15 protein-coding genes are annotated in these 14,138 nt (G+C 41.0%); 11 read left to right on the forward strand and 4 right to left on the reverse strand.

Translation table 11 applies throughout. From position 1 onward, the window contains the following. The first annotated feature begins 54 nt into the window (after positions 1 to 54). The 4 genes from gatC to EQJ87_RS09065 all read left to right on the forward strand — a co-directional run bounded on the left by gatC (position 55) and on the right by EQJ87_RS09065 (position 4,916). A complete protein-coding gene (gene gatC, locus EQJ87_RS09050) occupies positions 55 to 360 on the forward strand; it encodes an Asp-tRNA(Asn)/Glu-tRNA(Gln) amidotransferase subunit GatC (RefSeq protein WP_130124275.1) in 306 nt (101 codons plus the stop codon). Next, a complete protein-coding gene (gene gatA, locus EQJ87_RS09055) occupies positions 360 to 1,826 on the forward strand; it encodes an Asp-tRNA(Asn)/Glu-tRNA(Gln) amidotransferase subunit GatA (protein WP_130124276.1) in 1,467 nt (488 codons plus the stop codon). Before gatC ends, gatA begins: the two co-directional genes overlap by 1 nt. Beyond that, the gene (gene gatB / locus EQJ87_RS09060; RefSeq protein WP_130124277.1) at positions 1,827 to 3,260 is read left to right on the forward strand and encodes an Asp-tRNA(Asn)/Glu-tRNA(Gln) amidotransferase subunit GatB; all 1,434 of its coding nucleotides are present in this window, start codon (positions 1,827 to 1,829) and stop codon (positions 3,258 to 3,260) included. It abuts the gene before it with no gap. A gap of 90 nt (positions 3,261 to 3,350) precedes the next feature. Beyond that, the gene (locus tag EQJ87_RS09065; RefSeq protein WP_130124278.1) at positions 3,351 to 4,916 is read left to right on the forward strand and encodes an amidase family protein; all 1,566 of its coding nucleotides are present in this window, start codon (positions 3,351 to 3,353) and stop codon (positions 4,914 to 4,916) included. Between the two features lie 42 nt (positions 4,917 to 4,958). On the opposite strand, the gene EQJ87_RS09070 is transcribed toward EQJ87_RS09065, so the two are convergent. The 4 genes from EQJ87_RS09070 to EQJ87_RS09085 all read right to left on the reverse strand — a co-directional run bounded on the left by EQJ87_RS09070 (position 4,959) and on the right by EQJ87_RS09085 (position 7,619). After that, positions 4,959 to 6,314: an MATE family efflux transporter gene (locus EQJ87_RS09070; RefSeq protein ID WP_130124279.1), complete on the reverse strand. Its 1,356-nt coding sequence runs from the start codon at positions 6,312 to 6,314 to the stop codon at positions 4,959 to 4,961. A gap of 182 nt (positions 6,315 to 6,496) precedes the next feature. Then, positions 6,497 to 6,799, reverse strand: coding sequence for a hypothetical protein (locus EQJ87_RS09075; protein ID WP_130124280.1), 303 nt, complete (start codon positions 6,797 to 6,799; stop codon positions 6,497 to 6,499). 186 nt (positions 6,800 to 6,985) lie between these two features. Continuing rightward, positions 6,986 to 7,273 carry a hypothetical protein gene (locus EQJ87_RS09080; RefSeq protein WP_130124281.1) on the reverse strand — a complete coding sequence of 96 codons (288 nt, stop codon included), beginning with the start codon at positions 7,271 to 7,273 and terminating at the stop codon, positions 6,986 to 6,988. 148 nt (positions 7,274 to 7,421) lie between these two features. Further along, on the reverse strand, positions 7,422 to 7,619 hold the full coding sequence (locus tag EQJ87_RS09085) for a cold-shock protein (RefSeq protein WP_130124282.1): 198 nt from the start codon (positions 7,617 to 7,619) through the stop codon (positions 7,422 to 7,424). 116 nt (positions 7,620 to 7,735) lie between these two features. On the opposite strand from EQJ87_RS09085, the gene EQJ87_RS09090 reads away from it, so the two are divergent. The 7 genes from EQJ87_RS09090 to EQJ87_RS09120 all read left to right on the forward strand — a co-directional run bounded on the left by EQJ87_RS09090 (position 7,736) and on the right by EQJ87_RS09120 (position 14,087). Next, the gene (locus tag EQJ87_RS09090) at positions 7,736 to 8,269 is read left to right on the forward strand and encodes a 5-formyltetrahydrofolate cyclo-ligase (protein ID WP_130124283.1); all 534 of its coding nucleotides are present in this window, start codon (positions 7,736 to 7,738) and stop codon (positions 8,267 to 8,269) included. After that, positions 8,259 to 8,951, forward strand: a complete 693-nt coding sequence (locus EQJ87_RS09095; protein WP_130124284.1) for a rhomboid family intramembrane serine protease — start codon at positions 8,259 to 8,261, stop codon at positions 8,949 to 8,951. The genes EQJ87_RS09090 and EQJ87_RS09095 overlap by 11 nt, the downstream gene beginning before the upstream one ends. A gap of 111 nt (positions 8,952 to 9,062) precedes the next feature. Beyond that, positions 9,063 to 9,491, forward strand: coding sequence for a DUF3284 domain-containing protein (locus EQJ87_RS09100; protein ID WP_130124285.1), 429 nt, complete (start codon positions 9,063 to 9,065; stop codon positions 9,489 to 9,491). A 17-nt stretch (positions 9,492 to 9,508) separates the two neighbouring features. After that, positions 9,509 to 9,886, forward strand: coding sequence for a VOC family protein (locus EQJ87_RS09105; protein WP_130124286.1), 378 nt, complete (start codon positions 9,509 to 9,511; stop codon positions 9,884 to 9,886). Between the two features lie 110 nt (positions 9,887 to 9,996). Next, complete coding sequence (locus EQJ87_RS09110) at positions 9,997 to 11,019, forward strand: GNAT family N-acetyltransferase (protein ID WP_130124287.1); 1,023 nt, start codon at positions 9,997 to 9,999, stop codon at positions 11,017 to 11,019. Between the two features lie 338 nt (positions 11,020 to 11,357). Further along, the gene (locus EQJ87_RS09115; protein WP_130124288.1) at positions 11,358 to 12,449 is read left to right on the forward strand and encodes a DUF871 domain-containing protein; all 1,092 of its coding nucleotides are present in this window, start codon (positions 11,358 to 11,360) and stop codon (positions 12,447 to 12,449) included. 153 nt (positions 12,450 to 12,602) lie between these two features. Next, the gene (locus tag EQJ87_RS09120) at positions 12,603 to 14,087 is read left to right on the forward strand and encodes a PTS sugar transporter subunit IIC (protein WP_130124289.1); all 1,485 of its coding nucleotides are present in this window, start codon (positions 12,603 to 12,605) and stop codon (positions 14,085 to 14,087) included. Positions 14,088 to 14,138 lie beyond the last annotated feature (51 nt).

Raw genomic sequence — 14,138 nt, forward strand, 5'->3', positions numbered from 1 at the left:
GAATTTTTGGTATAATTAACAAGAATACACTCTAAAAAAATGGAGATTAAAAATATGAGTCAAATTACAGAGGAGCAAGTCAAGCACGTGGCACTTTTGTCCAAGCTTGAGTTCTCGGAAAATGAAGTAGAATCATTCACCGATACTTTCGGAAAAATCATTGATATGGTTGAAATGTTGGATGAAGTTGACACTGAAGGTGTGGCTTTCACCATGAATGTGGCAGACAACCTCAACTTTATGCGTGCAGATGTGGCGGAAGCGGGAGTTGACCGTGAAAAACTCATGGCAGCTGTGCCTGAAAAACAAGATGGCTTTATTAAAGTGCCAGCCATGCTTTCGGATGGAGGAGATGCTTAATGTCATACAATAACAAAACAATCAAAGAACTTCATGAGTTGCTTGTTAATAAAGAAATTTCAGCAGTGGAGTTGACTAAATCAACCCTGTCTGACATCAAAGCGCGTGAACCTCAGATTGATGCTTTTTTGAGCATTACCGAAGAAAAAGCTTTGGAACAAGCTGCGGCTATTGATGCACGCGGCATCAATCCTGAAATTTTGACAGATGGGATTGCTATCGGTGTTAAGGATAATATCGTCACAGAAGGTATCGAAACAACAGCTGCTTCTAAAATTTTGGGTGGCTGGATTCCACCTTACAATGCCACAGTAGCGGACAAATTGAACCAAGCCGGTTTGATTACCGTTGGTAAACTGAACATGGACGAATTTGCCATGGGTGGTTCTGGTGAAAATTCATCCGTTAAACCAGCCAAAAACGCTTGGGATCAAACAAAAGTACCTGGTGGTTCTTCATCTGGTTCAGCGGCATCAGTCGCTGCGGGCGAAATTCGTTTGTCGCTCGGTTCAGATACGGGTGGATCAATTCGCCAACCTGCCGCATTCAACGGAATTGTTGGTTTGAAACCAACTTATGGTCGTGTGAGTCGTTTTGGTTTGATTGCTTTTGCTTCATCATTAGACCAAATCGGCCCATTGGCGCCAACAGTTGAAGAAAATGCTCAACTTTTGAATGTTATTTCTGGCTTTGATAAAAATGATGGCACATCATCAAATGTTGCAGTTCCTGACTTTACAAGTAAAATTGGTCAAGATATTAAAGGCATGAAAATTGCTTTACCTAAAGAATATTTTGGTGAAGGAATTGATGAAAAAGTAAAAGAACAAATTTTGGCAGCAGCTAAACATTTGGAAAAATTGGGTGCCATCGTTGAAGAAGTGAGTCTTCCTCACAGTAAATATGGTGTTGCCGTTTATTATATTATTGCCTCTTCTGAAGCCAGCTCAAATCTTCAACGTTTTGATGGTATTCGTTACGGTTATCGTGCTAATGACATCAAAAATCTTGAAGATTTGTATGTGAAATCACGTTCTGAAGGCTTTGGCCCAGAGGTTCAACGTCGAATCATGTTGGGAACTTTTAGTCTTTCAGCAGGTTCTTATGATAAACATTTCAAAAAAGCAGGTCAAGTTCGTACTTTAATCATCAATGATTTTGCGAAAGTTTTTGAAAAATATGATTTGATTTTAGGGCCAACAGCACCAACACCAGCTTGGGACTTGGGTGCACGGGTTGATGATCCAATCGCAATGTACTTGGCTGACTTGTTGACGATTCCAGTTAACTTAGCTGGTCTTCCAGGAATTTCGATTCCTGCTGGCTTTGCCGATGGACTACCTGTGGGAATGCAATTGATTGGTAAACGTTACGATGAAGAAACGATTTATCAAGTAGCAGCTGCTTTTGAAGCAACAACAGATTTCCACAAAAAACAACCGATTATTTTTGGAGAGGTGAAATAAATGAACTTTGAAACAGTAATTGGGCTTGAAGTCCACGTTGAGTTAAGTACAAACTCAAAAATTTTCAGTCCCGCCTCTACAAAATTTGGTGGAGACCCTAATACAAATACAAATGTGATTGACTGGTCACTGCCTGGTGTTTTGCCCGTCATGAACAAGGGTGTCATCGACAGTGGGATTAAAGCGGCGCTTGCTTTGAATATGGATATTCACAAATCCATGCACTTTGACCGCAAAAATTATTTCTATCCTGATAATCCCAAAGCTTACCAAATTTCACAATTTGATGAGCCAATTGGTTACAATGGTTCTATTGAAATTGAACTTGAAGATGGTCATAAAGCGACGATTCGCATTGAGCGGGCTCATTTAGAAGAAGATGCTGGGAAAAATACGCACGGAACGGATGGTTATTCTTATGTTGACTTGAATCGTCAAGGGGTGCCATTGATTGAGATTGTTTCAGAAGCGGATATGCGTACTCCTGAGGAAGCTTATGCTTATTTGACGGCGCTCAAAGAAGCCATTCTTTACACAGGAATTTCCGATGTGAAGATGGAAGAAGGTTCAATGCGTTGTGACGCCAATGTTTCGCTCCGTCCTTATGGTCAAGAAGCTTTTGGGGTGAAGACAGAAGTTAAAAACATGAACTCTTTTAGCAATGTCAAAAAAGCGTTGGACTTTGAAGTTGCCCGTCAAGCTAAGATTTTGCGCGCCGGTGGCGAAATTCGTCAAGAGACACGTCGTTTTAATGACAAAACGGGTGAAACAATCTTGATGCGTGTTAAAGAAGGCGCTTCTGATTACCGTTACTTCCCAGAGCCTGATGTGCCTCGTTTTGAGATTTCTGACGAATGGATCGAAGAAATGCGTCAAAGTTTGCCAATGACGGCTAGCAGCAGACGGGTGCATTATATCAATGATTTGGGCTTGTCAGACTACGATGCGCGTCAATTGACCGCAACGAAAGAAGTGTCTGATTTCTTTGATGAAGCGGTCAAATTTGATACTGATCCTAAATTGGTTTCAAATTGGTTGCAAGGTGAAGTAGCGCAATACCTAAACAGCGAGAAAAAAGAACTTCATGAGATTGGCTTAACTCCAGAAAATCTGACAGAAATGATTCGTTTGATTTCAGATGGCACTATTTCTTCAAAAATTGCTAAAAAAGTCTTTATTGAATTAGCAAAAAATGGTGGTTCTGCCGAAGAATTTGTCAAGAAAGCTGGTTTGGTTCAAATTTCTGACCCTGCTGTGCTTTTGCCAATCATTCATGAGGTCTTTGCTAAGAATGAACAATCTGTAGCCGATTATCGTGGTGGGAAGCAAAATGCGGCGAAAGCTTTGGTTGGTCAATTGATGAAAGCAACTAAAGGACAAGCTAACCCAACGGTTGCGCAAAAACTTTTGTATCAAGAATTGGATAATTTTTAATCAAATCATGCATTCACTTACTTTTTAGGAGGTGAATGTTTTTTGTTGTCTTTTATAAATGTGATAAAATATGAGCAAAAGGAGAAAATGATGACAGAAATCAAAGATGCGACTTATTGGGCAGAACAACTGCGTTCGGGCGCAGTTTTGGCGGAAGATCTGCTTGCAATGACGAATGAAAAAATCGATTTGCTTAATCCCTTATACAATGCAGTTGTTGCCAAAGATTTGGCGGTGGCTCAGGCTGACTTACCGCTCACAAAACAGGGCTTTTTTGCGGGGCTCCCTTTTGCTTTAAAAATGCTGGGGCAGACTCATCGTGGTTTGCCAGATACGGCAAGTTCGTGTTTGTTTGCCAAAGGAATGGCTGAGGCGGATGATAATTATGTGAAGGCTCTGCTGGCAGCTGGTTTTACACCGTTTGGACAGACAAATTCTCCGGAGTTTGGTTTTAAAAATATTTCGGATTCGAAACTTTATGGGGACACGCGAAATGTTTGGAATCGGGCGTATTACTCGGGTGGGTCGTCTGGAGGTGCAGCGTCTGCGGTGGCTTCGGGGATGTTTGCCATTGCTGGAGCTTCCGATGGGGGCGGCTCAATCAGGATTCCAGCTTCTTTTTCGGGTTTGATTGGCTTGAAAATGACTCGGGGACGGATGCCACAAGGCCCCAACACTTATCGAGGTTGGCAGGGAGCGGCAATCGTGGGAGCGCTGACTGTTTCAGTGCGTGACACGGCACGTTTTGTGCTAGAAATGCAGACAGTGCAAGAGGCCGCGCCTTATCAGGCACGGATGCTTGATGAAGCGCAACTTTTGGCACTTTGCGAAAATGCTGATGCATTTGTAGACAGAGAAAATACTGACGAAAATTTGCTGACGAAAAAATCAAGCCGTTTAAAAATTGCCTTTTCGCAAAAAAGTCCGATTTCAGGCGTTAGCTTGTCAGAAGATGCGAAAAAAGCTCTGAAAAAAGCGGTAGAATTTCTAAGAAAACAGGGTCATGAGCTGGTTGAAATTGATTTTCCGCTAGACGCGCGGGAATTGGTGCGCACCTACTATCGGATGAATGCGGCAGAAACGATGGCGATGCTTGCACCGTGGGAACGTGCGGCTGGTCGGAAATTGACCACAGATGATATTGAGCTGCTAAGCTTTGCGCTCTTGGAAGCAGGGAGGAAAGCTCCTGTCGAAAGTTATATCAAGGCTTTGGATGAGTGGGATGCCGCGGCTGATCTTTTTGCCAACAAAATATTTGCAGATTACGACCTTTTTCTGACGCCGACAACAGCGAAAACAGCGCCAAAAATTGGCGAAGAACTGATTCCTTCTGAAATTTTGGAGCAAATGGCAGAGATTGCCACAGTAGATTTTGAACAGCAAATTGCAATTATTGAAGCGGCATTTGAGCGTTCACTAGCGTTTACTCCTTATAATTTCATCAGTAATTTGACGGGGCAGCCGGCGTTGAGCCTGCCAATTTATGTCAATGAAACGACAAATTTGCCCTTGGGTGTACAACTTTGGGGCGCCAAAAATTCAGAAATTCAACTTTTGCAACTTGCGCGTGAATTTGAAAAGCAAGGTCAGCTCATTTTACCGGCTGCTTACCGTGACGACAATTCCGTCAGTAAAATTTCTCAGAGAAAATACTGACGAAAATTTCCGTCAGCAAAATCTCTACAAAAAAACCGCCATTTAGGCGGTTTTATTATTAGAAATATCTTGATTATGTCGGAAACGTTTGATCATCCGAATCGTTGTCGGAATCAAAATCGAAGTTGAACCAATCCAAGCTGCCGGATTGCTAGAAATAATCACCGTATAATTAAGCAAAAGTACACCGATAATTGCCACACCAGCCCGCATGAAAAGCTCAGCAAAACCGCAAATCGTTGGAATTTTGGCATTTCCCAGCCCTTGAATCGTTGAGCGTGTGACAAATAGAATCGCTAGTAGCCAGTAAAAACTGCCGTTGACCAGATAATAATGACTCGACATCTCGATAACAGCCGTCTGACTCGCCGAGATAAAGGCCGTCGTGAAATAAAAATGAGCAAGATTGAGCAAGAGCGCGAAACCAACAGACCAGCCGACCGCAATCACCAAAGCCCGCATCAGCCCCTGATTAATTCGCTTGTACTGACGAGCACCATAATTTTGCGCCCCGAAAGTTGCCATAGCAAGCCCAATCGAAATCATGGGCAACATCGCCAGCTGGTCAATTTTAGAAACAATCGCTTGTGTCGCCACGGCATCAGTTCCCATTTTATTCAAGGCAATTTGTAAGGTAATGGAACCAATCGCGATAATACTGGACTGAAAGCCCATTGGCACCGCAAGTCCAGCGTGATGAGCAATTTCTTGCCGATCAGGTCGCCACAAACCTTTTGAAAGATGAAAATCCGGAACCTTTCGCTTGATATGCCAAAAAAGATACAGCACCGAGATGCTTTGAGCCAAAATCGTCGCAACACTTGCTCCAGCCAGTCCAAACTTTAAAACCAAAATGGCAAAATACTCAAAACCAATGTTCAAAATAGAAGCCACAATCAAAGCATAAAGTGGTGTTTTCGAATCCCCCAAAGCCCGCAAAGCATTGGAAAGATAAGCATAGAGGTTAGTCGCAATCATACCGCCCAACATGATACTCAAGAAAGTGCGCGCACCCTCAAAAATCTCAGTTGGCGTCTGCATCACTCGAAGCAAATCACCGACAAAAAGAACCGATAAAATACTGAGCAACACCGAAATCGCCACCGTAAAATAAAGCCCCGTCACATAAGACTTCTTAATCGCCAGCTTGTCTTTTGCACCGAACCGCTGTGCCGTCAAAATCGTCAAGCCAGCAGTCATCCCTTGAGCAAAACCGACAATCAAAAAGTTGATAGACCCCGTCGCCCCAACCGAAGCCAGCGCATCTTTACCCAAAGTCTGTCCCACAATCAACGTATCTGCCGTATTATAAAGTACTTGGAAAAAATTCCCCAAGAGCAGTGGCAGTGTAAAGGCAATCAGCCCCTTTAAAATATTTCCTTTTGTTAAATCCTTCATTTATCTAAAAAAACTCGTCTTCTATCAATTTATCTCTTCATTTTAGCGTATTTTATTGGCTTTTACAAGATGCTTATTACAGAGTTTACAGTAAAATCATGAGATTTTCTATTTTTTTAGGAAAATGAAAAAGTGGATATAAAATCCACCTTGTGTTGGAGCATGAGTTGCTTTCTGAGGGATTATTCGGCTTCTCTTACGCCATAAACTGAGGTAACGTGTCCAGGGTATTTGACCATGTGAGCATTTGCGCGTTCTACGGCTGTGCTTGCAAGTAAATGCCATTCGCTAACATAACCACAGGTGTGACATTTCCATTGATAACCAACTCGAGGATCTTTGTGGTCTGCGTCATCGTGATCATGGTCATGTGTCGCCACAGTTACAGGCGCTTTTTCCCCTGCAAAAGCAATGTTTCCCACAGGGATAATTGCGGCACCTGCCAATGTTGCAGTGATAGCAATAGTGGTAATCTTTTTGAACATATTAATGTTCTCCTTCTAAAGTATATTTTGTAAACCAAAATCCTTGTTACAAGCTTAGTATAACAAAAAGATTATAAATGAAAAAATGATATTAGAAATAAATTATTTTTTTCTCATTTTGTTGTGTAATGTTTATTCTTACGTTATATAAAAAAATCGGCTCTTGAGCCGACTTTAAAATCTGGATTAGTCCTGATGTTCTACTAAATCAAGGTTTTTGACAGAGTAAATCGAACTAATATGCCCGGGGTGTTTAACCGCATGAGCTTGAGCGCTCCGAACGCTCGTCTGAGCAAATAAATGCCAGTAGCTCAAATAATCACAAGTCTCGCAATGCCAACGATAGCCAGTCTTGGTGTCAATCAAGTTTGGGTTAGCACGAAGTTGAATGACAGATGATGAACTGCCCGCAAAAGCGACATTCCCCACCAAAACGAGCAAGATCACAAGGGGCAAAGCGACGTATTTTTTCATCAGATGTTTTCCTCCTTTCCATAATCTAGGCGTGTAGAAAAAAACCGTTATATTGGTAACTTTATTGTAGCAAAAGTCTGTCAAATACTTGTAAAAAATGCAAAAAAAGACCTGTCAATGACTGACAGATCTTCCTTTTAAGCTATAATTATTTTTGGATATTTACAGCTTGTGGTCCACGAGGGCCATCTTCAACTTCAAAAGTTACTTTTTGACCTTCGTCAAGAGTTTTGAAACCGTCTGTTTGGATAGCTGAGAAGTGAGCGAAAACATCTTTTCCTTCTTCAGTTGTGATAAAGCCGAAGCCTTTAGTTGCGTTAAACCATTTTACTGTTCCTTGTGCCATTTTTGGTACTTCCTTTTATTAAAATTTGTAAATCTGAATCTTGAATAGGAATGAACCATAAAGCACAGAACTAATCGTAAAACAAAAACTTACACTTTCATGGTATCATAGTTAATATGGAAAGTAAAGCACAAAGACGCAAAAAAATAGTAGAATTATCAAAAAAATTTCCGTTTGATGAAAAAGAAAGGCAAACGGATGAGGTCTTGAACATCCTGAAAGCTTCACCACTCTGGGTTTCTGCTCAAAAAATCGGACTTTATATGCCCACAGCTATCGAATTTGATTTGACAAAACTTTTTACGGAAAATCAAGAAAAAGAGCTGCTGATTCCTAAATGTCTCCCTCAGCGCCAAATGATTTTCGCCAAATATGACCCTAATCAATTGGTGCGTTCAGATTTTGGCCTACTTGAACCGGCCTCAAATCTTGCCGTTGAGCCAGATTTAATCTTAGTTCCTGGTTTGATTTGGAATGAGCAAGGCTACCGTATTGGTTTTGGCGGAGGCTATTATGACCGCTATTTATCAAATTTTACAGGAAAGACGGCATCCGTCTTGTATGATTTTCAAAAGGCCAATTTTCAACCAGAAGCGCATGATATACCGGTTCAGCAACTTTTTATAGGAGAAAAAAATAATGAATATTAACGAAATAAAAAAAGATTTTAGTCGCTATAAAGCAACCTACATTATCTCTCTTGTGACTGCTTTAGTATGGTTCTGGCAGTTTGCAAGCTTTGGGATGCAGGCGACAAGTGGGATCAACTTATTCAGATCTGGTGCACTTTTTGGGCCAGCGATTTTACAGGATCCAAGTCAGTTGTGGCGCTTATTTACCCCGATTTTTGTTCATATTGGTTGGGGGCATTTCTTGATGAATACCGCCACTTTGTTTTTCATTGGTCGGCAAATTGAAACGATTTTTGGCTGGCAGCGTTTTACGGCGATTTACCTCTTGTCAGGTATTTTCGGTAATGCGATGGTTTTCTTACTCACGCCAAACATCATCTCGGCAGGGGCGTCTACTTCATTATTTGGTCTGTTCGCTGCCATTGTTGGTTTGGCATTCTTCACCAGTCACCCTTTTTTACAGCAAATTGGTAAAACGTTCACAATTCTGATTGTAGCAAATTTGGCCATCAATCTCTTTTCACTGGGAAATGTGAGTATTTGGGGGCATATTGGTGGGGCTGTGGGCGGTATTCTACTCTCAGCAATTTTTCCGCCGAAAGCTTTTAAAAATTCAATTCCAGCTTCCTACCGATTATTTACGATAATTGCCTTCTTAGTTTTACTAGTTGCCTTTGTTGGTTTACCATTTGTGAGATAAAAATTAAAAATAAAAACTTGTTTCAGAGCGAAAAACGTGAAAGTGCTTGCAAAGATTTTCTAATCTTGTTAGAATAATCTTAAAGAAAACTTCGAGAGGATTTGAAAAATCATGAGAATTAATAAAACAATAGACGCACCACGAGAATTTATTTTTGAAAAAATCCTTGATTCTTGCCTTTTTGACATTGAAAAGAATACAGGAAAACGTCCTAAAGTAAGAAGTCTCAAAGGTTTTGAATATACCAAAGATTTTGGTAAAAATCAAAGAGGCACAGTCAAAATTGATGAATTAACCGAACCAAATATTTACGCTTTTACCACAAAAACCAATCGGAATACCTTTAGCACTCGCTGGGAATTGCATAAAATTGACGATCGTAGCACTGACGTTATCATCGAAGAAAGTCAAACTTCTAATGGATTTATCCAAATGGTAAATGATAAAGCTGTCGGTTTCTTCTTGGGGCGTCTGAAAAAACGGCAAATGATTGCGATTTTGGACAATATGGATCGTGCTTACAACGGCTCAAATCGCTGATAATAAGGAGAAGGCTTATGAAAATTGAACACATCGGACTTTTAGTCCATGATTTAGAAGCAATGCGGGACTTTTATGAGCGATATTTTTCGGCTCAAGCTGGCGAAAAATATCATAATCCTAAAACGACTTTTCAATCTTATTTTTTGACCTTTGCTGATGGCGCGCGTCTGGAAATTGGAACGAAAGAAGGATTGGCGACTCTGGATAAAACGGGTACGGGCTATGCCCACCTAGCATTTTCAGTAGGATCAAAAGCAGAAGTTGATCGATTAACGGCTCAATTTTTAGCGGATGGATTCACCGTCATGTCTGGCCCAAGAACCACAGGAGATGGCTATTACGAATCCGTAATTCTCGATCCCGAAGCCAATGAAATTGAAATCACAATCTAAAAAACGGCCTTCGGGCTATTTTTTTGTAGAGAAAATGCTGACGTAAGTTAATCGGTAAGCGGTAACATAAAAAACTTCTCATTTTCTCATCTTTGTGTTAAAATAAACTCATGAATACGAATACATATGAAAAAAAAGAACTCCTTGATTTAGTAATTTATGCCTTTAACAAGCCACGAACCAAAGAACGTGAAGCGGCTTTGTCAAAGTTATTAGAATTTTCGACCGCATACACTCATCGGGAACAGGAGCAACTGACTTCGATGGTTATTGATAATCATTTTGAGGTTTATTGGAATGATGCCCAAGTAAAAATGGCGGGAATTGGCTATGTTGCAAGCTACCCAGAGTACCGAGGAAATGGCGCCATCCGCAAAATCATGACGCAAATCTTGCGAGATAACTATGAAAAAGGGACGATATTTTCCTATTTGGCTCCATTTTCTTATGAATTTTATGAGAAATTTGGTTATCATTATGCTTTTGACCGAAAGATTTACACGATTCCGTCCATCCATTTTCCAAAAGGGAAAAGGACAAGTGGAGAGATTGTGCGGCAATCATTAAGTGAAACATCGACTGATCAACTTTGGGAGAAATTAAATGCTATCCACAAAAAAGCTTATAATCAAGGATCATTAGCCCGCACAAAAAATAATTGGGATTATTATTTCCTGCACAAAGCTCACCCTCAGCTTGCTTTATATCGTGAAAATGGGGAAGATTTAGGTTATTTATTGTATGAGTTTTCAGAAAAGACCTTCCAGATTATTGAATTTATCAGTCTGTCAATGCCAGCTAAGGAAGCGCTTTACCGGTTTATTTCTAGTCATGCGGGTCAGTTTGAGGAAATTCAATGGGTCGCTCCGACGGATGCCTTGCTTGAGCAGGACATGAGTGAGCCGGCTTACGCCAATATTCAACTCCTCCCTTATATGCAAGCGCGCATAGTCAACTTGTCTGCCTTTTTGGAAATCAATGGACAGCCAAATTTCGCTGCCGAAATTACTGACGAAATGATTCCGGAAAATAATATGACGATTGGCGAGGGTCAGCCCGAAAAAATGACGATAGGCGCATTCACGGCGCGCATCCTCCGAGAAAACAAAGCGATCTTACGTGAATACTTTTAGAGAAAATGCTGACGGAAATTTCGTCAGCATTTTCTCTAAAAATAAAAAACAAATGATTAAATTATTAGAATGTTATTTTCCTCTAACTTGTATTATTTCGATTCCGTGTCAAAAAATAATTGGTATAGCGAGGTTTGAAGCCTATCTACTGCGAGCCAATTGTGAAAGCGTAAAACCTATCTAAAAACAATAATTTTTCACGGATGTTTCAATTTGAGAAACATGTTTTTTTTGAGGGGATAGCGCTTGCAATTTTCTCTTGAAAACCTTATCATAGTATTAAGCTTTGTTTCAGAATTAAAAATGAAACATAAAAAGATTAGAAAAAAGGAGAACAAATGGGAAAATTAGGAATTTCCATTTATCCGGAGCGTTCAAGCTTTGAAAAGGATAAAGCATACCTTGATCTTGCACATCAATATGGTTTCAAGCGAGTTTTCACCTCCTTGCTCGAGATTGACGGTGATAAAGAAGTCGTCCTTTCAGGATTTAAGAAAGTCGTGACTTACGCCAACAGTTTAGGGATGGAAGTGATGGTGGATATCAATCCAGGTCTCTTTACCCAACTTAATATCAGTTACGACGATCTTAGTTTCTTTCACGAGATGGGGGCTGATGGAATCCGACTTGACATCGGCTTCACTGGTGCTGAAGAAGCCAGCATGACACGTAACCCTTACGGGATCAAGATTGAGATTAACATGAGCCAAGGAACCACCTATGTGGACTCCATCATGGATTATTCACCAAATGTAGAAAATCTCCTTGGTAGTCATAACTTCTATCCACATCGTTACACTGGTTTAGAGTTTAACCATTACCTCAAATGTACCGAAAAATTTAAAGCTTACAACTTGAACACAATGGCTTTCGTCAATTCACACGCAGCTAGCTTTGGTCCTTGGCCAACGCAAGATGGACTTTGCAGCCTGGAAGATCACCGTGATCTTGAAATCGCTACTCAAGTTAAGCACTATAAACTTCTTGGTGGCATTGATGACATCACTGTAGCTAACGCTTACGCTAGTGAAGAAGAGCTTAAAGCTATGAGCGAAGCCTTCAACGCCCCAATGCCAGAAATTAAAGTGGTTCCACGTGAAACAATCACTGAAAACGAGCGCAAATGCTTATTTGAAGCCACACATAGCTACCGGGGAGACAAATCAGCCTATATGTTACGTTCAACAATGACACGTATCACTTACAAAGCCCTTGATTTCCCAGCTCATGACACAGATACCATTCAACGTGGAGATGTGATCATTGACAACGAAGGCTATGGTCAGTACAAAGGCGAAACACAAATCGCACTGCGTGAAATGAAAAATGACGGACGGGTCAATGTCGTAGGACGCATCTCTGATGATGAACTTTTCCTCCTTGACTTCCTGAAACCATGGAGCTCATTTAAACTTATCGAAAGTAAGTAAAAGCTCGAAAGGGTATACCCTTTCTCTTTTGCCCAAGCAAAAGAGAAAAGTTAACAAGCCCAAAACATCCTGTCAAATTTGACAGAACCCTAACTAACGTTCAAAAAATAGTTTTTGAAAGCAATTTATTATTAAATTTTAAGGAGGAATTCCATGAACGGAATTACTGCGTGGATGGAGAAATATCTCGTCCCTGTAGCAGCAAAAATCGGGTCTCAAAAACACCTGGTTGCACTGCGTGACTCATTCATCGGTATGTTGCCTGCAACACTTGCCGGTGCCTTAGCTGCCATGATTTCAGCTATTGTTACAACATTCCCGTCAGCTATCCAACAAATGACGTTGGGAGCAACAGCATTCTCAAAATTAGCACCAGAGAAAGTCTGGACACTTGCTAACACACCAATCATTGGTGACTTGAACAATATTTCAGCCCTTGTCAACCAAGGAACGCTGACAGTTATTGGTCTTATCTTTGCTTTTTCTTGGGGTTACAACTTGGCTCGTGCTTACGGTGTCAATGACCTCGCTGGTGGTATTGTCTCTGTTGCAACATTGTTCGCAGGTTTGCCAAACCAAATGGGCAAATTTACCGCAGCACTTGGTACAGGTAAAGCTGGCGTAGCCGCATCAGACAAAATCAATGGTGTTCTTGGTGATCAAGGACTTGCTACTTGGAAACCACTCTTTGCCGCAGCTCACCTTGATGCTGGTGCATACTTCACTGTTATTATCATGGGTGCTCTTGCCGTTATCATCTATGCAAAACTTATGCTTGCTGATATCACAATCAAGATGCCAGAATCAGTTCCACCTGCAGTAGCAAAAGCTTTCTTGGCTATCATCCCTACTATCGCAGCTCTTTACATTGTTGGTTTGATTTACTACATCATCGGTAAATTGACAAACGACTCTGTCATTAACTTAATCACTAAATACATCGCAGAACCATTCCAAATTCTGTCACAAAATATCTTCTCAGTGTTGATTGTAACACTCTTTGTTTCAGTCTTCTGGTTCTTCGGACTTCACGGACCAAACGTTTTGGCGCCAGTACTTGATGGTATCTGGGGACCTCTTGGCCTTAATAACCAAGCCCTTTACTTCCAAGTTCACTCACAAGGTATCCGCGACTTGATTTCTAAAGGTGCCATTGATAAAGCTCATGCGATTAACGGTGACTACGTAAACCTTTGGGTACGTGGTTCATGGGATGCCTTTGCATGGTTTGGTGGATCAGGTGGTACGATTACACTTGTTATCGCCATCATCCTCTTCTCTAAACGTAAAGACTACAAGATTGTTGGACGTCTCGGACTTGCTCCTGGTATCTTCAACATCAACGAACCAGTCCTCTTTGGTCTGCCAGTTGTCTTGAATGCTATCTTCTTTATCCCATTTGCAGTAGCACCATTGGTTTCTGTAATCATCGCCTACACAGCAACAGCACTTCACTTGGTTGACCCAGTTGTCAATGCTGTACCTTGGGTAACACCACCAATCATGAATGCCTTCATGGCAACAGGATTTGACTGGCGTGCGATTGTACTTACAATCATCAACTTGGGTGTCACATTCCTCATTTGGACTCCATTTGTTATCGCAGCTAACAAGTTGGAAGAAGAAGAACTCGATTAATTTTAGAATAAATGGTAGAGCAAGAAAGTACTTGCTCTACACATTTTTTGT

Source organism: Lactococcus sp. S-13, assembly GCF_004210295.1.
Lineage (GTDB): Bacteria > Bacillota > Bacilli > Lactobacillales > Streptococcaceae > Lactococcus.

Coding starts and splice junctions, on each gene's coding strand:
- gatC (WP_130124275.1), top strand. CDS start 55: ATGAGTCAAATTACAGAGGAGCAAGTCAAGCACGTGGCACTTTTGTCC.
- gatA (WP_130124276.1), top strand. CDS start 360: ATGTCATACAATAACAAAACAATCAAAGAACTTCATGAGTTGCTTGTT.
- gatB (WP_130124277.1), top strand. CDS start 1,827: ATGAACTTTGAAACAGTAATTGGGCTTGAAGTCCACGTTGAGTTAAGT.
- EQJ87_RS09065 (WP_130124278.1), top strand. CDS start 3,351: ATGACAGAAATCAAAGATGCGACTTATTGGGCAGAACAACTGCGTTCG.
- EQJ87_RS09070 (WP_130124279.1), bottom strand. CDS start 6,314: ATGAAGGATTTAACAAAAGGAAATATTTTAAAGGGGCTGATTGCCTTT.
- EQJ87_RS09075 (WP_130124280.1), bottom strand. CDS start 6,799: ATGTTCAAAAAGATTACCACTATTGCTATCACTGCAACATTGGCAGGT.
- EQJ87_RS09080 (WP_130124281.1), bottom strand. CDS start 7,273: ATGAAAAAATACGTCGCTTTGCCCCTTGTGATCTTGCTCGTTTTGGTG.
- EQJ87_RS09085 (WP_130124282.1), bottom strand. CDS start 7,619: ATGGCACAAGGAACAGTAAAATGGTTTAACGCAACTAAAGGCTTCGGC.
- EQJ87_RS09090 (WP_130124283.1), top strand. CDS start 7,736: ATGGAAAGTAAAGCACAAAGACGCAAAAAAATAGTAGAATTATCAAAA.
- EQJ87_RS09095 (WP_130124284.1), top strand. CDS start 8,259: ATGAATATTAACGAAATAAAAAAAGATTTTAGTCGCTATAAAGCAACC.
- EQJ87_RS09100 (WP_130124285.1), top strand. CDS start 9,063: ATGAGAATTAATAAAACAATAGACGCACCACGAGAATTTATTTTTGAA.
- EQJ87_RS09105 (WP_130124286.1), top strand. CDS start 9,509: ATGAAAATTGAACACATCGGACTTTTAGTCCATGATTTAGAAGCAATG.
- EQJ87_RS09110 (WP_130124287.1), top strand. CDS start 9,997: ATGAATACGAATACATATGAAAAAAAAGAACTCCTTGATTTAGTAATT.
- EQJ87_RS09115 (WP_130124288.1), top strand. CDS start 11,358: ATGGGAAAATTAGGAATTTCCATTTATCCGGAGCGTTCAAGCTTTGAA.
- EQJ87_RS09120 (WP_130124289.1), top strand. CDS start 12,603: ATGAACGGAATTACTGCGTGGATGGAGAAATATCTCGTCCCTGTAGCA.